The 22,814-nt window shown below is 56.4% G+C and carries 26 protein-coding genes; 19 read left to right on the top strand and 7 right to left on the bottom strand.

Features of this window, described 5'->3' with window-relative positions; translation table 11 throughout:
- Positions 1-261: 261 nt before the first annotated feature.
- Both UR289_RS09575 and UR289_RS09570 read left to right on the top strand, forming a co-directional pair.
- A complete protein-coding gene (locus UR289_RS09575; protein WP_021242066.1) occupies positions 262-1,020 on the top strand; it encodes a M48 family metallopeptidase in 759 nt (252 codons plus the stop codon).
- A gap of 210 nt (positions 1,021-1,230) precedes the next feature.
- Positions 1,231-2,499, top strand: a complete 1,269-nt coding sequence (locus UR289_RS09570) for an OprD family outer membrane porin (RefSeq protein WP_320709875.1) — start codon at positions 1,231-1,233, stop codon at positions 2,497-2,499.
- 51 nt (positions 2,500-2,550) lie between these two features.
- Here the strand turns inward: UR289_RS09570 and speB are convergent, their stop codons facing one another.
- From speB to yqgB, 3 genes are all read right to left on the bottom strand, one after another.
- Positions 2,551-3,471 (bottom strand): agmatinase, encoded by a 921-nt coding sequence (gene speB / locus UR289_RS09565; RefSeq protein WP_014071686.1) that lies wholly within the window; start codon positions 3,469-3,471, stop codon positions 2,551-2,553.
- Between the two features lie 208 nt (positions 3,472-3,679).
- Positions 3,680-5,656 carry a biosynthetic arginine decarboxylase gene (gene speA / locus UR289_RS09560; RefSeq protein ID WP_023309121.1) on the bottom strand — a complete coding sequence of 659 codons (1,977 nt, stop codon included), beginning with the start codon at positions 5,654-5,656 and terminating at the stop codon, positions 3,680-3,682.
- Between the two features lie 8 nt (positions 5,657-5,664).
- A complete protein-coding gene (gene yqgB, locus UR289_RS09555) occupies positions 5,665-5,796 on the bottom strand; it encodes an acid stress response protein YqgB (RefSeq protein WP_127341063.1) in 132 nt (43 codons plus the stop codon).
- A 663-nt stretch (positions 5,797-6,459) separates the two neighbouring features.
- On the opposite strand from yqgB, the gene metK reads away from it, so the two are divergent.
- The 8 genes from metK to ruvX all read left to right on the top strand — a co-directional run bounded on the left by metK (position 6,460) and on the right by ruvX (position 13,543).
- Positions 6,460-7,614, top strand: coding sequence for a methionine adenosyltransferase (gene metK, locus UR289_RS09545; RefSeq protein WP_010435443.1), 1,155 nt, complete (start codon positions 6,460-6,462; stop codon positions 7,612-7,614).
- A 359-nt stretch (positions 7,615-7,973) separates the two neighbouring features.
- Positions 7,974-9,371 carry a galactose/proton symporter gene (gene galP / locus UR289_RS09540; RefSeq protein ID WP_023309123.1) on the top strand — a complete coding sequence of 466 codons (1,398 nt, stop codon included), beginning with the start codon at positions 7,974-7,976 and terminating at the stop codon, positions 9,369-9,371.
- Between the two features lie 58 nt (positions 9,372-9,429).
- Positions 9,430-9,927, top strand: a complete 498-nt coding sequence (locus UR289_RS09535) for a SprT family zinc-dependent metalloprotease (protein ID WP_033146604.1) — start codon at positions 9,430-9,432, stop codon at positions 9,925-9,927.
- Positions 9,928-10,021: 94 nt separating this feature from the next.
- A complete protein-coding gene (gene endA, locus UR289_RS09530; protein ID WP_023333343.1) occupies positions 10,022-10,729 on the top strand; it encodes a deoxyribonuclease I in 708 nt (235 codons plus the stop codon).
- A gap of 51 nt (positions 10,730-10,780) precedes the next feature.
- A complete protein-coding gene (rsmE, locus tag UR289_RS09525; RefSeq protein ID WP_320709872.1) occupies positions 10,781-11,512 on the top strand; it encodes a 16S rRNA (uracil(1498)-N(3))-methyltransferase in 732 nt (243 codons plus the stop codon).
- A gap of 19 nt (positions 11,513-11,531) precedes the next feature.
- Positions 11,532-12,479: a glutathione synthase gene (gene gshB, locus UR289_RS09520; RefSeq protein WP_033146605.1), complete on the top strand. Its 948-nt coding sequence runs from the start codon at positions 11,532-11,534 to the stop codon at positions 12,477-12,479.
- A gap of 87 nt (positions 12,480-12,566) precedes the next feature.
- Positions 12,567-13,127, top strand: coding sequence for a YqgE/AlgH family protein (locus UR289_RS09515; RefSeq protein WP_008499752.1), 561 nt, complete (start codon positions 12,567-12,569; stop codon positions 13,125-13,127).
- Positions 13,127-13,543 (top strand): Holliday junction resolvase RuvX, encoded by a 417-nt coding sequence (gene ruvX, locus UR289_RS09510; RefSeq protein ID WP_029739223.1) that lies wholly within the window; start codon positions 13,127-13,129, stop codon positions 13,541-13,543. The genes UR289_RS09515 and ruvX overlap by 1 nt, the downstream gene beginning before the upstream one ends.
- A gap of 10 nt (positions 13,544-13,553) precedes the next feature.
- On the opposite strand, the gene UR289_RS09505 is transcribed toward ruvX, so the two are convergent.
- Positions 13,554-14,534 (bottom strand): type IV pilus twitching motility protein PilT, encoded by a 981-nt coding sequence (locus tag UR289_RS09505; protein ID WP_320709869.1) that lies wholly within the window; start codon positions 14,532-14,534, stop codon positions 13,554-13,556.
- Positions 14,535-14,551: 17 nt separating this feature from the next.
- On the opposite strand from UR289_RS09505, the gene UR289_RS09500 reads away from it, so the two are divergent.
- The 6 genes from UR289_RS09500 (at position 14,552) to UR289_RS09475 (ending at position 18,268) form a co-directional block, all read left to right on the top strand.
- Positions 14,552-15,253: a YggS family pyridoxal phosphate-dependent enzyme gene (locus tag UR289_RS09500; RefSeq protein WP_320709867.1), complete on the top strand. Its 702-nt coding sequence runs from the start codon at positions 14,552-14,554 to the stop codon at positions 15,251-15,253.
- A 21-nt stretch (positions 15,254-15,274) separates the two neighbouring features.
- A complete protein-coding gene (locus UR289_RS09495; RefSeq protein ID WP_224979626.1) occupies positions 15,275-15,841 on the top strand; it encodes a YggT family protein in 567 nt (188 codons plus the stop codon).
- Entirely contained in the window at positions 15,838-16,134 is a 297-nt protein-coding gene (gene yggU / locus UR289_RS09490; RefSeq protein ID WP_320709864.1) for a DUF167 family protein YggU, read from the top strand. The genes UR289_RS09495 and yggU overlap by 4 nt, the downstream gene beginning before the upstream one ends.
- A gap of 3 nt (positions 16,135-16,137) precedes the next feature.
- Positions 16,138-16,731 carry an XTP/dITP diphosphatase gene (locus UR289_RS09485; RefSeq protein WP_320709862.1) on the top strand — a complete coding sequence of 198 codons (594 nt, stop codon included), beginning with the start codon at positions 16,138-16,140 and terminating at the stop codon, positions 16,729-16,731.
- A complete protein-coding gene (gene hemW, locus UR289_RS09480) occupies positions 16,724-17,866 on the top strand; it encodes a radical SAM family heme chaperone HemW (RefSeq protein ID WP_320709859.1) in 1,143 nt (380 codons plus the stop codon). The genes UR289_RS09485 and hemW overlap by 8 nt, the downstream gene beginning before the upstream one ends.
- Before the next feature lie 63 nt (positions 17,867-17,929).
- Positions 17,930-18,268, top strand: a complete 339-nt coding sequence (locus tag UR289_RS09475) for an endonuclease domain-containing protein (RefSeq protein ID WP_087823217.1) — start codon at positions 17,930-17,932, stop codon at positions 18,266-18,268.
- Positions 18,269-18,350: 82 nt separating this feature from the next.
- On the opposite strand, the gene UR289_RS09470 is transcribed toward UR289_RS09475, so the two are convergent.
- From UR289_RS09470 to trmB, 3 genes are read right to left on the bottom strand one after another with little or no spacing between them, the layout of a single operon-like run.
- A complete protein-coding gene (locus UR289_RS09470; protein ID WP_024906551.1) occupies positions 18,351-19,067 on the bottom strand; it encodes a DUF2884 domain-containing protein in 717 nt (238 codons plus the stop codon).
- A gap of 56 nt (positions 19,068-19,123) precedes the next feature.
- On the bottom strand, positions 19,124-19,450 hold the full coding sequence (locus UR289_RS09465; protein WP_014885198.1) for a YggL family protein: 327 nt from the start codon (positions 19,448-19,450) through the stop codon (positions 19,124-19,126).
- Positions 19,450-20,169 (bottom strand): tRNA (guanosine(46)-N7)-methyltransferase TrmB, encoded by a 720-nt coding sequence (gene trmB / locus UR289_RS09460; protein ID WP_033146613.1) that lies wholly within the window; start codon positions 20,167-20,169, stop codon positions 19,450-19,452. Before trmB ends, UR289_RS09465 begins: the two co-directional genes overlap by 1 nt.
- A 144-nt stretch (positions 20,170-20,313) precedes the next feature.
- Here trmB and mutY point away from each other — a divergent pair, with 144 nt between their 5' ends.
- From mutY to mltC, 3 genes are read left to right on the top strand one after another with little or no spacing between them, the layout of a single operon-like run.
- Entirely contained in the window at positions 20,314-21,366 is a 1,053-nt protein-coding gene (gene mutY / locus UR289_RS09455) for an A/G-specific adenine glycosylase (protein WP_172620502.1), read from the top strand.
- Positions 21,367-21,392: 26 nt separating this feature from the next.
- Complete coding sequence (locus UR289_RS09450) at positions 21,393-21,665, top strand: oxidative damage protection protein (protein ID WP_023309138.1); 273 nt, start codon at positions 21,393-21,395, stop codon at positions 21,663-21,665.
- 56 nt (positions 21,666-21,721) lie between these two features.
- Positions 21,722-22,798 carry a membrane-bound lytic murein transglycosylase MltC gene (gene mltC, locus UR289_RS09445; protein WP_033146615.1) on the top strand — a complete coding sequence of 359 codons (1,077 nt, stop codon included), beginning with the start codon at positions 21,722-21,724 and terminating at the stop codon, positions 22,796-22,798.
- Positions 22,799-22,814 lie beyond the last annotated feature (16 nt).

Raw genomic sequence — 22,814 nt, 5'->3', positions numbered from 1 at the left:
ATCGGACTGTTAAAGGCCATGCCCTTGACGACAGCGCGTTTTGGGCTACGCCGGAAAAAAGTGCCAACAATGTAACCCAAGCCGCAAGTCATGTACATGGAGCATTCTTTTGCTTGTTAAGAAATCTCTGGATCATGCTCGCATGTTGCGCAATCTGCTCGCCCGGCCCTGTAGATATTCCTTATACTTAGCCCGACACCGGCTTCGCTGACGGTGCCCTTTTCGGATTTTATTCAGTTTAACGAGTACGGAAGCAACCTCATGAAAATGCGTGCAATAGTGCTGGCCCTGGGTACAACGCTCCTGCTGAGCGGCTGTCAGAATATGGATTCTAACGGTCTGATGACGTCAGGCGCAGAGGCCTTTCAGGCCTATTCCCTGAGCGATGCGCAGGTGAAAGCGCTGAGCGACCAGGCCTGTAAAGATATGGACGGAAAAGCCACGCTTGCGCCGGCTAACAGTACCTACACGCAGCGTCTGAATAAGATTGCTTCCGCGCTGGGCGACAACATCAACGGCCAGCCGGTGAACTACAAGGTGTACATGGCGAAAGACGTGAACGCCTTCGCGATGGCGAACGGCTGTATCCGCGTCTATAGCGGGCTGATGGACATGATGACCGACAACGAAGTAGAAGCGGTCATCGGCCACGAAATGGGCCACGTTGCTCTGGGCCACGTGAAGAAAGGGATGCAGGTTGCCCTGGGCACCAATGCCATCCGCGCAGCTGCGGCCTCTGCGGGCGGTATCGTTGGCAGCCTGTCGCAGTCACAGCTTGGCGACGTGGGTGAAAAGCTGGTTAACTCTCAGTTCTCACAGCGTCAGGAGTCCGAGGCGGATGACTACTCCTACGATCTGTTGCGCAAACGCGGCATTAATCCATCAGGCTTAGCCACCAGCTTCGAAAAACTGGCCAAGCTGGAAGCCGGACGCCAAAGCTCCATGTTTGACGATCACCCGGCCTCAGAAGAACGCGCACAGCATATTCGCGACCGTATGGCCGCAGACGGAATTAAATAATTTTGGAAGGAGGCAATTTTGCCTCCTTTTTATTTCGCATGAATTGTTAACTTAACAGCACGTATCGATAACACCTCTGAAAGCCGCGCCAAATCTGCCTTATCACCTTGAAATGTCTGGTCACATAATTATTGCAAAGGTCACTTTTTCCGGTAATTATCACCCTCGCAGTTATTCAAATTACTATATCCAGACAGAGACGTTCCCTCCGTGAAAAAAGAATTATCATTAATTGCTTTAAGTTTATTTGCTGCATTACCTGCCGCTGCAAGCCAGCAATCCAACAGCCAGGGTTTTATTGACGACAGCCATCTGGATCTGTTTTTACGCAATGCGTATATCAGCCGCGACTACCATCAGGGCCAGCAGGACAAAGCCGAGTGGGGTCAGGGGATCATCGCCACGTTTGCATCCGGCTATACCGAAGGGCTGGTGGGCTTTGGCGTGGACGGTATTGCTCAATACGGCGTGCGCCTGGACGGCGGCCGTGGCAAGAGCGGCGCAGGCGGCATCGACTTCTTTAAACAGGAAGAGGATGGCCGGGCAAAATCCGATCTGGCAAAGTTTGGCGCCACCGCCAAAATGCGTATATCAAACACCGTGCTGAGCTACGGAAATCAGCGCCCTGAGCTGCCCATCGTGAATGCCGACAGCTCCCGCCTGCTGTTTGAAAGCTACACCGGCACCATGCTGACCTCGAAAGAGATCGACGGTCTGGAAATCAACGCCGGTTACTTCACCGACGAGCAGCGTAAAAGCGATGACCGCCACGACAGCGGGCTGAAGAGCCTCTCCTTCGGCGGTGCGAGCTATCAGTTTAACGACCAGTTCAGCGGCGCGCTGTACGCCTCTCATAATGAAGAGGTGATGAACAAGCAGTACCTGGGCATGAACTTCAAACAGCCGTTCAGCACCGGGAAGCAGCTGGTGCTCGACTTCAACGGCTATAACTCCCGTCTGGATCAGAGCTACGCGGACAGCCTCGACACGGGCCGCAGCAACACCATCTGGAGCCTGGCGGCGAGCTACATCTGGGATATTCACACGTTCAAAGTGGCGTACCAGCAGAGCAGCGGCAGCACCGGCTACAACTACGGCGGCTATCGCGACAAGGGCGGCGTGGGTGACGGCGGTAACACCATCTGGCTGGCGAACTCCTACTGGTCTGATTTTAACGGCGAAGATGAACGTTCCTGGCAGGCATCCTACGGTCTGGACTTTGCCGGCCTTGGCTTACCGGGCCTGAGCTGGACCACTGCCTACGTACGTGGGGATAATATTAAAACCTCTGAAACCAGCAACGGCAAAGAGCACGAGTGGTTTAACCAGATCCAGTACCAGGTGCAGGATGGTCCGGCGAAGGATCTGAAGCTTAAACTGCGCTACTCCGTACTGCGCGTCTCCGGCAACGCCAGCGAGTACAACGTGGGCGGGGACGAGATCCGCGCTTACGTGGAATACCCGTTTAACGTGTTCTGAAGGCAATAAAAAACCTCTCAAGAGAGAGGTTTTTTTCACGCCAGGCGAGGCTTACTCGCCTTTTTTGGCTGCCTGAATGTAGAGCATTTCCAGCGCCAGAGTCGCTGCGGCCAGCGCGGTGATCTCGGACTGGTCATACGCAGGCGCCACTTCCACCACGTCCATCCCGACAATGTTCAGATCCTTCAGGCCGCGCACCAGCTTGATGGCACGATCTGAGGTCAAACCGCCGATGACCGGCGTACCGGTGCCCGGTGCAAATGCCGGATCCAGGCAGTCGATGTCGAAGGTCAGATACACGGGCATATCACCCACGATCTGCTTCACCTGAGCGATGATGTCGTCGACGCCGCGATCGTTAACCTGGCCCGCATCCAGCACGGTGAAACCGTTGTCTTTGTCGAACTCGGTGCGAATGCCGATCTGCACGGAGTGGTTCGGGTCGATCAGACCTTCGTTCGGCGCGGTGAAGAACATGGTGCCGTGGTCAAACTCGCAGCCGTTCGCGTAGGTGTCGGTATGTGCATCGAAGTGCACCAGCGCCATTTTACCGAAGTGCTTCGCATGGGCGCGCAGCAGCGGCAGGGTCACGAAGTGGTCGCCGCCGAAGGAGAGCATGCGCTTACCGGCAGCCAGCAGCTTCTCGGCGTGCGCCTGCAGCTTCTCGCTCATCTCACGCGCGTCGCCGAAGGCGTACACCAGGTCACCGCAGTCCACCACGTTCAGGCGCTCGCGCATGTCAAAGTTCCATGGGAAGCGGTTATGCTCCCAGGCCAGGTTAGTGGAAACCTGACGAATCGCTGCCGGGCCGTGACGACCACCCGCGCGGCCAGATGTTGCCATATCGAACGGCACGCCGGTGATCACCCAGTCAGCGTCGCTGTCGTACGGCTGGAAGTTCATCGGAAGGCGTAAAAAACCAAACGCGTTAGATACCAGAGAGTTATCGTACTGATGACCTAAAGTGCTCATGTCCTGACCTCTTTTAAAGTCGATACATTAAAAACAGATGAAAAAAAATCCCCTCCGCGTCGTTAAACCCGACGAGGAAGGGATTGATTCGTAAATCGCTTATTGGGGCGAATTATCGCCGGTAATGCATACGGGTTCAAGTGAGTATAGGGCATTGTGCGGTCTGATGCCCTCACCCCGCCCTCTCCCTGTGGGAGAGGGCGTTTTCCTACTCGTCTTCCAGGTAGGTGTACCCGTACAGGCCCGCTTCAAACTCTTCCAGGAACTGCTGCTGGAGCGCATCGTCCAGACCGGTGTTTTTCACCTGGTCGCGGAACTGAGTGAGCAGTTTTTTCGGATCCAGCTGAACGTATTCCAGCATGTCCGCCACGGTGTCCCCTTCATCGGACAGCTCAATTTCCACGTTGCCGTCAGGGAACACGAACACGTCCACCGCTTCGGTATCACCGAACAGGTTGTGCATGTTGCCGAGGATCTCCTGATACGCGCCGACCATAAAGAAGCCCAGCATCGGCGGGTTCTCCGGGTCGTATTCCGGCATTGGCATCGTCGTTGCGATACCGTCGCCGTCAACGTAGTGGTCGATGGCACCGTCGGAGTCACAGGTGATGTCCAGCAGCACCGCACGGCGTTCCGGGGCGTGGTTCAGCCCTTCCAGCGGCAGAACCGGGAACAGCTGGTCGATACCCCAGGCATCCGGCATCGACTGGAACAGCGAGAAGTTGACGTAAATCTTATCCGCCATACGCTCCTGCAGCTCGTCGATAATCGGACGGTGCGCGCGGTTGCTCGGGTCGAGCTGTTTCTGCACTTCATGGCACATGTTCAGGTAGAGCTGCTCCGCCCACGCGCGCTCCTGCAGGCTGAAGGTGCCTGAAGAATAACCCACGTGAATATCATGCAGGTCCATCTGGCTGTCGTGCAGCCATTCGCGCAGGGAACGACGCGTGCCCGGCTCGTGCATTTCCTGCCAGGTTTCCCACATGCTTTGCAGGGAACGCGGAGCATCGTCTGCCGGAGGCGTCGCTTCTGAGATTTCGCTACGCTCAACGCCGATGATGTTAGAGACCAGCACCGTATGGTGCGCGGTCACCGCGCGACCGGATTCGGTGATCACCGTCGGGTGCGGCAGGCCGTTCTCTTCACAGGCATCACCGATCGCCCAGATGATATTGTTCGCGTATTCGTTCAGGCCGTAGTTCACCGAGCAGTCAGACTGCGAGCGGGTCCCTTCGTAGTCCACGCCGAGGCCGCCGCCCACGTCGAAGCACTGAATATTCACGCCAAGCTTGTGCAGCTCCACGTAGAAACGCGCGGATTCACGCACGCCGGTGGCGATGTCGCGAATATTGGCCATCTGCGAGCCGAGGTGGAAGTGCAGCAGCTGAATGCTGTCCAGACGACCGCGCTCGCGCAGGATTTCCACCAGCTGCAGCACCTGGTTTGCCGCCAGGCCGAACTTGGATTTCTCGCCGCCGGAGGACTGCCATTTACCGGAACCTTGTGACGCCAGACGCGCACGCACGCCAAGGCGCGGCACCACGTTCAGACGTTCGGCCTCTTCCAGCACGATGGCGATTTCGGTCATCTTTTCGATAACCAGATAGACCTTGTGGCCCATCTTCTCGCCAATCAGCGCCAGACGAATGTATTCACGGTCTTTATAGCCGTTACAGACGATCACTGAACGGGTCATGCCCGCATGCGCCAGAACCGCCATCAGCTCCGCTTTGGAGCCTGCTTCCAGGCCCAGCGGCTCGCCGGAGTGGATCAGGGATTCAATCACGCGGCGGTGCTGGTTCACCTTGATCGGGTAAACCAGGAAATAGTCGCCTTTATAGCCGTAGGACTCACGCGCGCGCTTGAACGCGGCGTTAATAGAACGCAGGCGATGTTGCAGGATCTGCGGGAAGCAGAACAGTGCAGGCAAACGCTGGCCCTGAGCCTCACGGGCTTTCACCAGTTTCGCGAGATCCACGCGCGCTTCAGGAACGTCCGGATCCGGGCAGACGCTGATGTGGCCCAGTTCGTTGACGTCGTAGTAGTTATTGCCCCACCAGGCAATATTGTAAGTGCGCAGCATCTTGCTGGCTTCCTCGGAGCTCATCGCAACCTCCTGCATAGAACGTAGTACACCCTGTTCGCCCGCTGACGAAGGCGAAAAAGAAGACATGTCGTCAGACATAGCGAACCTCAACTCTTTGTAATAAGTGTAAAACAGTTGACTACTATCGCAGCGTTATACGGCGATAACAACCCATAAACGGCTCCGTTTCCCAGCAGAGTATGCTGAAAACCAGACCGTGCGACCGGTTTCTTATTCATATCATTGTAAAACACGTATCCGAACTCTGTATGACAAGGTTCGGCGAAACCACGAGAAAACTCTTGTATTAACAAGAGCGCCCTTGTTCAGTTTTCACAAAGCGTGACCGGCCCTGGAATCCTGAGAAGCGCCGAGATGGGTATAACATCGGCAGGTTTGCAGACTAGAAATGCGGGTTGCGGGAATCAAATACGCGCCAGAACGGCTGCGCTGAATGTGCGGAAAACGATGGTTCATTATCTCGTATCACCTCCACGGCCGCCTCTGTTGAAACGGACCACAAGCCAAAGCTAAAAGTTCACTGCTTAACCCGGCTGGAAGTGGCGACACGATGAGTTCATCGAGCGCTTATTTTATATGAGCCGCGCGCCGCGTTTTATACCGAGAACAGGGGTAAAAAGCAAAAGATAAATGTGCGTGTTGCCGGGGCCGTCAGGAATTATTGCCAGCAGCAATTTCAACTGAGTGAGAGGTTAGTCAAAAAAAACTGGAAATCGGGCGAAGAAGTGACCTAAAATAGCCGTCCAGATGTTAATCCATCTATACTGATTAACACTCATACTGCCAGTGTCAAAAACCTGCAGGCCTTGGTAGAATTATCTCCTTTGGCTATTCCGCACAGCAGCTTGAGCTAACCAAATTCCTCTTAGGTGAAATAAAACATGGCAAAACACCTGTTTACGTCCGAGTCCGTATCAGAAGGACATCCTGATAAAATTGCTGACCAAATCTCCGATGCGGTGCTGGATGCGATCCTGGCGCAGGATCCTAAAGCGCGCGTAGCGTGCGAAACCTATGTCAAAACCGGCATGGTTCTGGTTGGCGGTGAGATCACCACCAGCGCATGGGTTGATATCGAAGAGATCACCCGTAACACGGTGCGTGAGATCGGCTATGTGCATTCTGATATGGGCTTTGATGCCAACTCCTGCGCGGTTCTGAGCGCGATTGGCAAACAGTCTCCAGACATCAACCAGGGCGTTGACCGTGCCGATCCGCTGGAACAGGGCGCGGGCGACCAGGGCCTGATGTTCGGCTATGCAACCAACGAAACCGACGTGCTGATGCCAGCACCGGTCACCTACGCACACCGTCTGGTGCAGCGTCAGGCTGAAGTGCGTAAAAACGGCACCCTGCCGTGGCTGCGCCCGGATGCGAAAAGCCAGGTCACCTTCCAGTATGACGACGGCAAAATCGTTGGGATTGACGCGGTAGTGCTTTCTACCCAGCATTCCGAAGATATCGATCAGAAATCCCTGCAGGAAGCAGTGATGGAAGAAATCATCAAGCCTGTTCTGCCGACCGAATGGCTGAGCTCTGCGACCAAATTCTTCATCAACCCAACCGGACGCTTCGTTATCGGCGGCCCAATGGGCGACTGCGGTCTGACCGGTCGTAAAATCATCGTTGATACCTACGGCGGCATGGCGCGTCACGGTGGCGGTGCGTTCTCTGGTAAAGATCCGTCTAAAGTTGACCGTTCTGCGGCGTACGCGGCACGTTATGTGGCGAAAAACATCGTTGCAGCCGGCCTGGCTGACCGCTGTGAGATCCAGGTTTCCTACGCGATCGGCGTAGCTGAGCCAACCTCCATCATGGTTGAAACCTTCGGTACCGAGAAAGTGCCTTCAGAACAGCTGACGCTGCTGGTGCGCGAGTTCTTCGACCTGCGTCCATACGGCCTGATTCAGATGCTGGATCTGCTGCACCCAATCTACAAAGAAACCGCGGCATACGGTCACTTTGGTCGTGAACATTTCCCATGGGAAAAAACCGACAAAGCCGCCCTGCTGCGTGAAGCTGCCGGTCTGAAGTAATCGACTGACATCTGCGTGATAAAAGGCCAGCCTTCGGGCTGGCCTTTTTTTGTAGGTGGCGCCGCAAAGGTGCACATATGGTACCGATTACACCGCACCGGATGCGCCTCGCTTTCAGAATATTCTCTTTGCATGATCGCCTTTCTTCTGCTGTTACATCGCCTTTCAGTTAAGTCTGAAATGTGTTCTTTCGCGATGCATATCACCTCGTTTACCTCTATATTTTCAAAGCTTTAATTATTTTTACGGTTGCACGCTAGTGTAACCGATTACACCTATGTGATTAATCTCACATATTTTTACGGGTCACTCACCTACCCTTTACATCAATAAAACTGATAACCCAACTGGAGGGCATAATGCCTGACAATAAAAAACAGGGGCGTACGTCCAACAAGGCGATGACATTCTTCGTCTGTTTCCTCGCCGCCCTGGCAGGATTACTTTTTGGCCTGGATATCGGCGTGATTGCCGGTGCATTACCTTTCATCACTGACGAGTTCCAGATCAGCGCTCACACCCAGGAGTGGGTGGTCAGCTCCATGATGTTTGGCGCCGCAGTGGGTGCCGTCGGCAGCGGCTGGCTCTCCTTCAAGCTCGGGCGTAAAAAGAGCCTGATGATCGGCGCGATCCTGTTCGTTGCCGGTTCACTCTTCTCTGCCGCTGCGCCTAACGTTGAGGTTCTGCTGGTTTCCCGCGTGCTGCTCGGCCTGGCCGTGGGCGTGGCGTCCTATACCGCCCCGCTTTACCTGTCTGAAATCGCGCCGGAGAAAATCCGCGGCAGTATGATTTCGATGTACCAGCTCATGATCACCATCGGTATTTTGGGCGCGTACCTTTCCGACACCGCGTTTAGCTACAGCGGCGCATGGCGCTGGATGCTCGGCGTGATCATCATCCCGGCCATTCTGCTGCTGATTGGCGTCTTCTTCCTGCCGGACAGCCCGCGCTGGTTCGCCGCCAAACGTCGATTCCACGATGCCGAACGCGTACTGATGCGCCTGCGCGACACCAGCGCCGAAGCGAAAAACGAGCTGGAAGAGATCCGCGAAAGCCTGAAGGTCAAGCAGTCCGGCTGGGCGCTGTTTAAAGAGAACAGCAACTTCCGCCGCGCGGTGTTCCTCGGCGTCCTGCTTCAGGTGATGCAGCAGTTCACCGGGATGAACGTCATCATGTATTACGCGCCAAAAATCTTTGAGCTGGCGGGCTATACCAACACCACCGAGCAGATGTGGGGGACCGTCATCGTGGGTCTGACCAACGTGCTGGCGACCTTCATCGCCATCGGCCTGGTGGACCGCTGGGGACGTAAGCCAACCCTGACGCTGGGCTTCCTGGTGATGGCGGCCGGTATGGGTGTCCTCGGTACCATGATGCATGTGGGCATTCACTCACCAACCGCCCAGTACTTTGCGGTCGGCATGCTGCTGATGTTTATCGTCGGGTTTGCGATGAGCGCCGGCCCGCTGATTTGGGTGCTGTGCTCTGAGATCCAGCCGCTGAAAGGGCGTGATTTTGGTATCACCTGCTCTACCGCAACCAACTGGATTGCCAACATGATCGTCGGCGCAACGTTCCTGACCATGCTCAATACCCTGGGCAACGCGAACACCTTCTGGGTCTACGCTGGTCTGAACATCTTCTTTATTGTGCTGACTATCTGGCTGGTTCCAGAAACCAAACACGTTTCTCTGGAACATATTGAACGTAACCTGATGAAAGGTCGTCCGCTGCGCGAAATCGGCGCCCACGACTGATCCTCATGCGGGAGGCGCCTCTTGCGCCTCCCCGCTTCGCGCTTTATGCTCTGCCCCTATGAAAGCACCCCGTCTCCCCATTGCCGTTCAGCAAGCCGTTATGCGCAGCCTGCGGGAAAAACTCGCCCAGGCGAACCTGAAGCTCGGCCGTAATTACCCTGAACCTAAGATCGTATATCAGCAGCGCGGAACCGCAGCGGGTACTGCCTGGCTCGAGCCCTATGAGATCCGCCTTAACCCGGTGCTGATGATGGAAAACCAGCAGGCGTTTATCGAGGAAGTGGTACCGCACGAGCTGGCGCATCTGCTGGTGTGGAAACACTTCGGACGCGTCGCGCCCCACGGCAAGGAGTGGAAGTGGATGATGGAAGCGGTGCTCGGCGTTCCGGCACGCCGTACCCATCAGTTCGAGCTGGAATCGGTGCGCCGCAATACCTTCCCCTACCGCTGCCAGTGTCAGCAGCACCAGCTTACCGTCCGCCGCCATAATCGCGTGGTGCGCGGCGAGGCGACCTACCGCTGCGTCAAATGCGGCGAGCCGCTGGTTGCGGAATAATCATCTGAACTTTCAGGAACTTTCCTGATCTGACTGATTGCATACGGGAACAACATTCGTTACGTTGCGGGCTCGTTTTGACACGGAGTGTAAGATGTCCCGTAATTTTTCTCTCGCGGTCGCCTTTCTGACGACGGCGCTCTCAGGCCATGCTCTGGCCGACGGTATCAACAGTTTTTCCCAGGCCAAGGCAGCAGGCGTGAAGGTGAACGCCGATGTGCCGGGCGATTTCTACTGCGGCTGTAAAATTAACTGGCAGGGTAAAAAAGGGGTCGTTGACCTTGAGTCCTGCGGCTATAAGGTGCGTAAAAACGAAAACCGCGCCAGCCGCATTGAATGGGAACATGTCGTTCCGGCCTGGCAGTTTGGCCACCAGCGCCAGTGCTGGCAGGATGGCGGACGTAAAAACTGCGCCAAAGATCCGGTTTATCGCCAGATGGAAAGCGATATGCATAACCTGCAGCCTGCCGTCGGTGAAGTGAACGGAGACCGGGGTAATTTCATGTACAGCCAGTGGAACGGTGGCGAAGGCCAGTACGGCCAGTGCGGTATGAAGGTTGATTTTAAAGAGAAAGTCGCCGAGCCCCCTGCCCGCGCGCGCGGCAGCATTGCCCGCACCTACTTCTATATGCGTGACCGTTACGACCTCAACCTCTCCCGCCAGCAGACGCAGCTGTTCAATGCCTGGGACAAGCAGTACCCGGTGACGGAGTGGGAATGCCAGCGCGACGAACGCATCGCCAGAGTCCAGGGGAATCACAACCCTTACGTCCAGCGGGCTTGCCAGGCGCAAAAGAGCTAACCTACACTACGGCAATTCGCTTATATCGCATGACACATGGAATTTCTGACTATGCGCATTCCCCGCATTTACCATCCTGAACTGATTACCGCAGGCCGCGAAATCGCCCTGTCTGATGACGCCGCCAACCACGTTGGCCGCGTGCTGCGCATGGGCGCAGGTCAGGCAATACAGCTGTTCGACGGCTCGAACCAGGTTTTCGACGCGGAAATCACGCGGTCTGATAAAAAAAGCGTACACGTTAACGTCCTGCGTGGCGAAGTGGCTGACCGGGAATCACCGCTGCACATCCATCTGGGCCAGGTGATGTCGCGCGGCGAGAAAATGGAGTTCACCATTCAGAAATCCATTGAACTGGGTGTAAGCCTCATTACGCCACTTTTTTCTGAACGCTGTGGCGTTAAACTGGATGCGGAACGTCTGAACAAAAAGATCCAGCAGTGGCAGAAAATTGCCATTGCGGCTTGCGAACAGAGTGGCCGCAACCGTATTCCGGAGATCCGCCCGGCGATGGATCTGGAGGACTGGTGTGCAGAAGAGGAGAGCGGGCTGAAGCTCAATCTTCATCCGCGCGCCAGCGCCAGCATCAATACGCTACCTCTGCCCGTTGAGCGCGTACGCCTGCTGATTGGCCCCGAAGGCGGCCTGTCGGCGGATGAAATTGCGATGACGGCACGTTACCAGTTTACTGATATTCTGTTGGGACCTCGCGTTCTGCGCACTGAGACAACGGCACTCACGGCCATTACCGCGCTACAGGTACGGTTTGGCGATCTGGGTTGAAGCATTAACGGAGAAGAACATGATCAAGCTCGGCATCGTGATGGACCCCATCGCAAACATTAACATCAAGAAAGATTCCAGCTTCGCCATGCTGCTGGAAGCGCAGCGTCGCGGCTATGAACTCCACTATATGGAGATGAACGATCTTTACCTGATCAACGGTGAAGCCCGCGCGCGCACCCGCATCGTTAACGTCGAGCAGAACTACGACAAATGGTACGAGTTCGGCACCGAGCAGGATATTGCCCTGGCCGATCTCAACGTCATCCTGATGCGTAAAGATCCGCCGTTCGACACCGAATACATCTACAGCACCTACATCCTTGAACGTGCTGAAGAGAAAGGCACGCTGATCGTCAACAAGCCGCAGAGTCTGCGCGACTGCAACGAGAAGCTCTACACCGCCTGGTTCTCTGACCTTACGCCGGAAACCCTGGTGACCCGCAGCAAAGCCCAGTTGAAAGAATTCTGGCAGAAGCACGGCGATATCATCATGAAGCCGCTGGACGGCATGGGCGGCGCGTCGATTTTCCGCGTGAAAGAAGGCGACCCGAACATTGGCGTGATTGCCGAAACGCTGACCGAACTGGGTACGCGCTACTGCATGGCGCAAAACTATATTCCGGCGATCAAAGACGGCGATAAACGCGTTCTGGTGGTAGATGGCGAACCGGTTCCTTACTGCCTGGCGCGTATCCCGCAGGGTGGCGAAACCCGCGGGAACCTGGCGGCCGGTGGCCGCGGTGAGCCGCGCCCGCTGACCGAAAGCGACTGGGAAATTGCCCGCCGCGTTGGTCCGACGCTGAAAGCCAAAGGCCTGATCTTCGTTGGCCTGGATATCATCGGCGATCGTCTCACCGAAGTGAACGTCACCAGCCCGACCTGCATTCGTGAAATTGAAGCGGAATTCCCGATTTCGATCACCGGAATGCTGATGGACGCTATCGAAAAACGTTTACAGAAATAACCTAACAATACTATTAGTGACAGCGCCTGTGTTTGTCCCCATACTGGGCGCTGTCGCTTTTTAAACCAGGAAACAGTACCTCTGACAATGAATTTACAGCATCACTTTCTTATTGCCATGCCTGCTCTCCAGGACCCGATTTTTCGCCGCGCCGTGGTTTATATTTGTGAATACAATGAAGACGGCGCGATGGGTATTATCATCAATAAACCACTGGAAAATCTTCAGGTTGAAGGAATTCTGGACAAGCTGAAAATACCGGCTGAAGCGCGACTGCCGGAAATCCGGCTTGATAAACCCGTGATGCTGGGTGGACCTCTTGCAGAAGATCGCGGCTTTATCCTGCATACGCCGCCGGTATTCTCTTCCAGTATTCGAATTTCGGATAACACCGTCATCACGACCTCGCGCGACGTGCTTGAAACGCTGGGCACCGCTGAGCAGCCTTCTGAAGTGCTGGTGGCGCTGGGCTATTCGTCGTGGGAGAAAGGCCAGCTTGAGCAAGAGATCCTCGATAACGCCTGGCTTACCGCGCCTGCGGACATGAATATCCTGTTTAAAACCCCGATCGCCGATCGCTGGCGTGACGCGGCGAAGCTGATTGGCATTGATATCCTGACCATGCCTGGCGTAGCGGGGCACGCCTGATGAGCGGAACGCTTCTGGCCTTCGATTTTGGTACTAAAAGCATTGGCGTCGCCGTGGGTCAGCGCATCACCGGTACCGCGCGTCCGCTTACGGCCCTGAAGGCCAACGACGGCACGCCAGACTGGAATCTTATCGAGCGTCTGCTCAAAGAGTGGCAGCCGGATGACGTGATTGTTGGGCTCCCGCTGAACATGGACGGTACAGAACAGCCGCTTACCGCCCGGGCGCGTAAGTTCGCCAATAAAATCCATGGCCGCTTTGGCGTCTCCGTGAAGCTTCACGACGAGCGTCTTAGCACCGTCGAAGCGCGCGCGGGCCTGTTTGAGCACGGCGGCTTCCGGGCGCTCAACAAAGGCAGCGTGGACTCCGCTTCTGCCGTGATTATCCTCGAAAGCTATTTCGACCAGGGCTTTTAACCACAGGGGCCTACAGCCGCCCCTGCGCCCGTCTCTCCGCCAGGCTCTGGTCAAAGTTCTGCATTCCTGCCTGCTGACCGGTCTGGATGATGCCGGGCAGTTGCCACGTTTTCCCTTCACGAATCAAATTCGCCGCCGCCGCAGTGTTCACCAGCAGTTCATACAACGCGACGCGCCCGCCCTGCAGATCGGGAAGCAGCCTCTGCGCCAGCACCGCCCGCAGGCTGCCGGCCAGCTGGTTACGCACCGGATCTTTCTCCTGCGCCGGGAACGTATCGACCAGCCGCTCAATCGCCTGCGATGCCCCGCGCGTATGCAGCGTCGCCAGCACCAGATGTCCGGTTTCCGCCGCCGTCAGCGCCAGGCGGATCGTTTCGCTGTCGCGCAGCTCCCCCAGCAGAATAACGTCCGGATCCTGGCGTAAGGCGCTGCGCAGCGCTTCGGCAAATGACGGGCTGTGCTGACCTATCTCCCGCTGCTGGATCAGGCAACGTTCGCTCTGGTAGATAAACTCCACCGGATCTTCAAGCGTGAGGATATGGCCGTCAGCATGGTGGTTGAGAAAATCGACCATCGCCGCCAGCGTAGTGGATTTGCCGCTGCCGGTCGCCCCCGCGACCAGAATCAGCCCGGCGTCATTGGATAACAGCTCCGGGATTACCCGCGGCGCGCCCAGCGAAGAGAGTTGCGGGCAGCTACGCGGCAACAGCCGCAGCGTCACAGAAACACCTCTCATCTGCTTAAAGGCACTGCCGCGCAGGCGCTGGCCTCCTGTTACCGTCGCGGCAAAATCCACCTGCCCCTTTACCCACCATATCCCCTGCTGCTCATCGTTAAGCCACGTTTTTAATAACGCCCCAACGTCGGGAGGCTGAAAGGGAGCGGGTTCAAGCCGGCCTAATCTGCGCCAGCGCGGTGGCGAATCACTGCACAGGTGTAGATCGGAGACGTTATGCTTTACACTAAGGGCCACAATTTCTTCCACATCCATAGACTACTCCTCGGAAAATGAACGACATTGCGCATAACCTGGCACAGGTCCGGGACAAAATCTCAGCCGCCGCAGCGCGTTGCGGCCGTGCTTCAGAAGAAATTACGCTGCTTGCAGTCAGCAAAACCAAGCCTGCGAGCGCCATCGCAGAAGCTATTGATGCAGGCCAGCGGGCGTTTGGTGAAAACTACGTGCAGGAAGGCGTGGATAAAATTCGCTACTTCCAGGAACAGGGAAATACGGATCTGCAGTGGCACTTTATTGGCCCCCTGCAGTCGAACAAAAGCCGTCTGGTGGCAGAGCACTTCGACTGGTGCCACACCATCGACCGCCTGCGTATCGCTACCCGTCTGAATGACCAGCGTCCGGCAGAAATGCCGGCACTCAACGTGCTTATTCAGATCAACATCAGCGACGAAAACAGCAAGTCCGGCATTGCGCTGAGCGAGCTGGAGGCGCTGGCCGCCGAGGTGGCCGAACTGCCGCGCTTGACCCTGCGCGGGCTGATGGCCATTCCTGCGCCTGAGTCAAGTTATGAAAGGCAGTTTGCCGTGGCACAGCAAATGGCTGTAGCATTTGAGGCGCTTAAAGCGCGCTATAACACGGTAGACACGCTTTCACTGGGCATGTCGGATGATATGGAAGCCGCCATCGCGGCAGGCAGCACTATGGTGCGCATCGGCACGGCAATTTTCGGTGCGCGCGACTACTCAAAATAATAAGGAAACCTGAGGAACGCCATGAAGACGTTGACTTTCCTGCTCTCAACAGTGCTTGAGCTGTATACGATGGCGCTTTTGCTGCGCGTCTGGATGCAGTGGGCCCGCTGTGATTTTTACAATCCGTTCTCGCAGTTTGTCGTGAAAATCACGCAACCTGTTGTCGGACCGCTGCGCCGCGTTATCCCGGCGATGGGTCCCATCGACAGTTCGTCTCTGCTGGTGGCGTTTATTCTGAGCGTTATCAAAGCGATCGTGCTGTTTATGGTCATCACCTTCCAGCCGATTATCTGGATTGCTGCGGTCCTGATTTTAATCAAAACCATCGGCCTGCTGATTTTCTGGGTGCTGCTGGTCATGGCCATCATGAGCTGGGTGAGCCAGGGCCGTAGTCCGGTAGAATATGCGCTGATCCAACTGGCCGAGCCGCTGCTGCGCCCGATTCGCAACCTGCTGCCTTCGATGGGCGGTATTGATTTCTCGCCGATGATCCTGGTTCTGCTGCTGTACGTGGTAAATATGGGGATCGCTGAGCTGTTACAGTCCACGGGCGATATGCTGCTGCCGGGGCTGTGGATGGCGCTATGAGTGCCGTAAGCACCTGCGCTGACGGGCTGGTTTTGCGGCTGTATATTCAGCCGAAAGCCAGCCGTGACGGTATTGTCGGGCTGCATGGCGACGAGTTGAAAGTCGCCATCACCGCCCCACCGATTGACGGCCAGGCGAACGCGCATCTGACCAAATATCTGGCAAAACAGTTTCGCGTCGCCAAAAGCCAGGTCATCATTGAAAAAGGTGAACTTGGGCGACATAAACAGGTAAAAATCCTTAATCCGCAATCTATCCCGACGGAAGTCGCGGCTGTGAAAGAACAGGACTAAACCATGCAGAAAGTTGTTCTCGCGACCGGCAACGCCGGTAAAGTGCGCGAGCTGGCCTCGCTATTAAATGATTTTGGGCTGGACGTGGTCGCCCAGACCGATCTTGGCGTGGATTCCGCCGAAGAGACGGGGCTGACGTTTATCGAAAACGCGATCCTGAAAGCGCGCCACGCCGCGCAGATTACCGGCCTGCCCGCGATTGCCGACGACTCCGGCCTGGCCGTGGATTTTCTCGGCGGTGCGCCGGGGATTTACTCTGCGCGCTATTCCGGCGTTGACGCCACCGACCAGCAGAATCTGGAAAAGCTGCTTGTCGCCCTGAAAGACGTACCGGACGAACAGCGCACCGCGCAGTTCCACTGCGTGCTGGTCTATATGCGCCACGCGGAAGACCCGACGCCGATTGTCTGCCACGGCAGCTGGCCGGGCGTGATTACCCATGAAGCAGCTGGCAACGGCGGCTTTGGCTACGACCCGATTTTCTTTGTCCCGACCGAGGGCAAAACCGCTGCGGAACTGACCCGCGAAGAGAAAAGCGCGATTTCCCACCGTGGACGCGCGCTGAAACTGTTACTGGAAGCACTGCGTAATGGCTAATTTGCCGCCTCTGAGTCTGTATATTCACATCCCGTGGTGCGTGCAGAAATGCCCGTACTGCGATTTCAACTCGCACGCGCTGAAGGGCGAAGTGCCGCACGATGACTACGTTGCGCATCTGCTGGCCGACCTGGACGCCGATGTCGCTTACGCACAGGGACGTGAAGTTAAGACCATTTTCATTGGTGGCGGTACGCCGAGCCTGCTGTCCGGCCCGGCGATGCAGACGCTGCTGGACGGCGTGCGTGCGCGCCTGAACCTGGCGGCGGATGCGGAAATTACGATGGAAGCCAACCCCGGCACCGTTGAGGCCGACCGTTTTGTCGACTATCAGCGCGCGGGCGTGAACCGCATCTCCATCGGCGTGCAGAGCTTTAGCGAGCCGAAGCTGAAACGTCTGGGGCGCATTCACGGCCCGGAAGAGGCAAAGCGCGCGGCACACCTGGCGACCGGGCTGGGCCTTCGCAGCTTTAACCTCGATCTGATGCACGGCCTGCCGGATCAGTCTCTGCAAGAGGCGCTGGACGACCTGCGCCAGGCGATCGAACTGAACCCGCCGCACCTGTCGTGGTACCAGCTCACCATCGAGCCAAACACGCTGTTCGGTTCCCGCCCGCCGGTGCTGCCGGACGACGACGCGCTGTGGGATATCTTCGAGCAGGGTCACAGGCTGCTGACCGCTGCGGGCTATCAGCAGTATGAAACGTCCGCATATGCGAAGCCGGGCTACCAGTGCCAGCACAACCTGAACTACTGGCGCTTTGGCGATTACCTGGGAATTGGCTGCGGCGCGCACGGCAAGGTGACCTTCCCGGACGGGCGCATTCTGCGCACCGCTAAAACCCGCCACCCGCGCGGGTATATGGAAGGGCGTTACCTGGAGCGTCAGCACGACGTCGAGGCGGCGGATAAACCGTTTGAGTTCTTTATGAACCGCTTCCGTCTGCTGGAAGCCGCGCCGCGCGCGGAATTTGCGCGTTACACCGGGCTGCCGGAATCGGTGATTCGCCCGCAGATCGACGAGGCGCTGGCGCAGGGGTATCTCACCGAGAGCGAGGAATACTGGCAGATCACCGAGCACGGCAAGCTGTTCTTAAACTCTCTTCTTGAGCTGTTCCTCGCCGAAGAATCCTGAAGGCTGATTCAGGATTTTGCATCCCGCTCTGCCGGCTGAGGGAAAGGCTGGCAGAGTGTGGGGATGGAAAAATCAAAACAACTCCGCAAACAAATGACGCCCGAAGAATTACGCCTCTGGTATTTGCTCAGGGGTCGTCGCTTCTTTGGGTATAAGTTTCGTCGGCAGAAGCCTGTTGGTCCGTACATCGTGGATTTCGCCTGCTTTAAGGCAAAGCTGATCGTTGAGCTGGACGGGGGTCAGCATCAGAATGAAGAGGCGTATGACTTACGAAGAACAGCATTCTTAAACGCAAACGGCTGGGAAGTTTTGCGGTTCTGGAATAATGAATTCAGGGCTAATGAGGAGGAGGTGTTGATAGCTATTCTGCAACGACTGCAATGCCTGATGCCCTCACCCTAACCCTCTCCCACAGGGAGAGGGAACGATTACACCCTCTCCCATGGGGAGAGGGCCGGGGTGAGGGGCCCAGCGCGCAGAGATCTTACTTAAGCGTCCCCACCAGCGCCTTCCGGCTATCTTCCAGCGACACCACGCGTTTACACACGTCTTTGCCGAACTGCTGGAAATCATCTTCCTGGTTCTTCCACTCGTTCTGAATGGAGGTCTGCAAGCCGCCTAGGCTGCCCAGCACGCCCTGCAGCGGGTTACCGCCGCCCTTCAGCACGGCTTTTGCCCCCATTTCGTTGATGCTGTCCTGCAGGATGCCGCCCATCGCCTGATTCACCAGCTGCTGCCCGTCAGCGCGGACCTGATCGATCGCCTTGTAGTGGAACGTCAGGCCGTCGGAGCGCGTCTCGATAATGCGGTTCATCTGCTCTTTAAGCTGCTTGTCCAGCTTCGTCAGGCGGGTGCGCATATTGCTGCTCTCACCCACCTCTTTGGTGATGATCTTATCCAGCGCGACGCGGCTTTTCTCAACGCGGGTCAGCGCGCCTTCATTAATCCATGGCAGCGCGGTACGCAAATCGGCCTGATAGTCTTTCGCCTGCTCACGCTGTGCGGCAGTCAGGTTGTACTGCTTGCCGTTAAAGGTGACGTTCCCCTGCGGCGTAATCACCAGATTGCCGTTCTCGCCTTTGACCTGCACGGTTTGCGGGCTTAACACCACGTCATCACGCGGGGTGACGCTACATTGATAATCCGCATGGGCGGTGAATCCGGTTGCCATCAAAGCAACAGCCAGCAACGTTTTGCGCATCTTAAACACTCCCTCAGACAAAATGGGCCAGCTAATGCTGGCCCCTTACTGCTTTATTAGTCCCACCAAACGTCAAAAAGTTCGCTGACGCGGACATCTTCGAGCTTGTGGTCTTCAAGCCATTTACGTACCAGGGCCTGATGTTCTTCGGTGCATTTACCCACTTCCTGGGTGCAGATCAGACCTTCCCAGGCCAGGTAGCCGCTACCGTCGAAGGCCAGCTTGTTTGGCTCAATCACGTCATTGATGAACGCATCCACGTCCTGATCGATCTGTTCTACACTGGTGCCTTCCGGGAAACGCCACGCAACGGAGAAGCCCACTTCCTGGAATTCTTCGATGTGCATCTTTTTACGCAGACGACGGCTACGATTCTTTGCCATTATTTCACCCTCTCGAACATTAAGTCCCATACACCGTGACCAAGACGGTGGCCACGCTGTTCAAATTTCGTTACCGGACGCGATTCCGGACGCGGTACATAATCGTTACTCTCAGACTGGTTTTTATACCCGTCCAGCGACGACATCACTTCCAGCATATGTTCCGCATACGGTTCCCAGTCGGTCGCCATATGGAAGACACCGCCCAGCTTCAGCTTACTTTTCACCAGCTCGGCAAACGGCGCCTGAACGATACGGCGTTTATTATGACGTGCTTTGTGCCACGGGTCAGGGAAAAAGAGCTGAACCATGGTTAAAGAATTGTCAGGAATCATTTTATGCAGCACTTCCACCGCGTCGTGACACATCACGCGCAGGTTCTCAACGCCCTCTTCATGGGCCGTTGCCAGGCATGCACCCACGCCCGGGGAGTGGACTTCGATACCGAGGAAGTTCTGCTCCGGTCGCGCTTTCGCCATGGCCACCAGCGAGGTGCCCATACCAAACCCGATCTCCAGCGTGACGGGTGCTTCGCGGCCGAACAGTTCGGTAAAGTCCAGAGGCTGCTCGCTGAACTCAACGCCCATCACCGGCCAGTAGTTGTCCAGCGCATGTTGCTGCCCTTTTGTCAGGCGGCCCTGACGGCGGACAAAGCTGCGAATACGGCGCAGCGGGCGACCGTTTTCATCAAATTCCGGTGAAATGACGTCGTTTTTCATAAAAGAGTTGTCTGCTTGTGAGAATGTTCGGGAAACGGGCATTATCCAAAGTTAAGGCTTCTATGCAAGCATGGGAAAGATCCGGTTTACAGCAGATTGACGCTGTGCTGCAATCTGCGTCCCTGATTATGCGAATCGATGACCATGCAAGCCTCTCAATTTTCAGCCCAGGTGCTGGACTGGTACGACAAATACGGGCGTAAAACCCTGCCCTGGCAAATTGAAAAAACACCTTACAAAGTATGGCTCTCCGAGGTGATGTTGCAACAAACGCAGGTCGCCACGGTGATCCCTTACTTCGAGCGTTTTATGGCGCGCTTCCCGACGGTGACCGATCTGGCCAACGCGCCGCTGGACGAGGTCCTGCACCTGTGGACCGGTCTTGGCTATTACGCCCGGGCGCGTAACCTTCACAAGGCCGCACAGCAGGTCGCGACGCGCCACAACGGGAAATTCCCGGAAACCTTCAACGAGGTGGCGGACTTGCCCGGTGTAGGACGTTCAACCGCAGGCGCCATTCTCTCCCTGTCTTTAGGGAAGCATTTCCCGATCCTCGACGGCAACGTGAAGCGCGTGCTGGCACGCTGCTACGCCGTCGACGGCTGGCCGGGGAAGAAGGACGTCGAAAAACGCCTTTGGGAAATAAGTGAAGCGGTCACCCCGGCCAACGGCGTCGAGCGTTTCAACCAGGCGATGATGGATCTCGGCGCGCTGGTCTGCACGCGCTCAAAACCGAAATGCGAACTCTGCCCGGTGAATAATCTCTGCGTGGCGTATGCCAACCATTCATGGGCGCAATATCCAGGTAAGAAACCCAAACAGACGCTGCCGGAGCGCACCGGCTATATGCTGCTGATGCAGCACGGCGACGAGGTCTTCCTCGCCCAGCGTCCACCGAGCGGTCTGTGGGGTGGTCTATACTGCTTCCCACAGTTTGAAGATGAAGATTTGCTGCGTGAATGGCTTAAACAGCGCGGGATTGCTGCCGATAACCTGACGCAGCTGACCGCGTTTCGCCATACGTTCAGCCATTTCCACCTGGACATTGTACCCATGTGGCTTCCCGTGTCGTCATTTGCCTCGTGCATGGATGAAGGCACCGCTCTCTGGTATAACTTAGCGCAACCGCCATCAGTCGGACTGGCGGCTCCCGTGGAGCGCCTGTTACAGCAATTACGTGCCGGTGCAATGGTTTAGCATCGACAAGAAAAAGAGGAATGAGTATGGCCAGAACGATTTTTTGTACTTTCCTGCAGCGTGACGCTGAAGGCCAGGATTTCCAGCTTTATCCGGGCGACCTGGGTAAACGCATCTACAATGAAATCTCCAAAGAAGCCTGGGGACAGTGGCAGAAAAAGCAGACCATGCTGATCAACGAGAAAAAACTCAGCATGATGAACCCGGAACACCGCAAGCTGCTGGAGCAGGAGATGGTGAGCTTCCTGTTCGAAGGTAAAGACGTGCACATCGAAGGCTATACGCCACCGGAAAAATAACAGCGTGCGGGGGAAACCCCGCCGTTAAAGCAAACACAACACGCACTCCCGGAATGATGAAAAAACTTTTAGCGCTAGCCCTTGTTGCGCCGTTGCTTGTCTCGTGTTCGTCAAAAAAAGGCGAAGATTACAACGAAGCCTGGATCAAGGACACCAACGGTTTTGACATTTTGATGGGGCAGTTTGCCCACAACATCGAGAACATATGGGGATTTAACGAAGTTCTTATTGCCGGACCTAAGGACTACGTTAAGTACACCGACGCCTATCAGACCCGTAGCCACATCAACTTTGATGAGGGTACGATCACGATTGAGACCATCGCAGGCACCGACCCTGCGGCACGACTGCGTCAGGCGATCGTCAAAACCCTGCTGATGGGTGACGATCCGGGTTCTATCGATCTCTACTCCGATGCCGACGATATCACTATCTCGAAAGAGCCGTTCCTGTACGGCCAGGTCGTCGATCAGACCGGTCAGCCGATCCGCTGGGAAGGTCGCGCCACGAAATTTGCCGACTACCTGCTGCAGACGCGCCTGAAAAGCCGCTCTAACGGTCTGAAGATTATCTACAGCGTCACCATCAACCTCGTCCCGAACCACCTCGACAAGCGTGCGCATAAGTACATTGGGATGGTGCGTCAGGCCTCGCGCAAGTACGGCGTGGATGAGTCGCTGATCCTGGCGATTATGCAGACCGAATCCTCGTTCAACCCGTACGCGGTGAGCCGTTCCGACGCCCTGGGGCTGATGCAGGTTGTGCAGCACAGCGCCGGTAAAGACGTCTTCCGCGCGCAGGGGAAATCCGGCACGCCGAGCCGCAGCTATCTGTTCGATCCGCAGAGCAACATTGATACCGGCACCGCCTACCTGGCGATGCTGAACAATGTGTACCTGGGCGGAATTGATAACCCAACGTCGCGCCGCTATGCGGTGATCACCGCCTATAACGGCGGCGCGGGCAGCGTGCTGCGCGTCTTCTCGAATGACAAAGTGCAGGCCGCGAACATCATCAACAGCATGGCGCCGGGGGATGTCTACTCTACCCTCACCACTCGTCACCCGTCTGCGGAATCCCGTCGCTATCTGTATAAGGTGAATACGGCGCAGAAGAACTATCGTCGCCGGTGATCGGCACACCTTCTCC

Source organism: Enterobacter sp. 302C9 (genome assembly GCF_034106085.1).
GTDB lineage: Bacteria > Pseudomonadota > Gammaproteobacteria > Enterobacterales > Enterobacteriaceae > Enterobacter > Enterobacter asburiae_B.
Note: the sequence above shows the minus strand (reverse complement) of the source record. Positions and strands in the feature narration are given on the sequence as shown.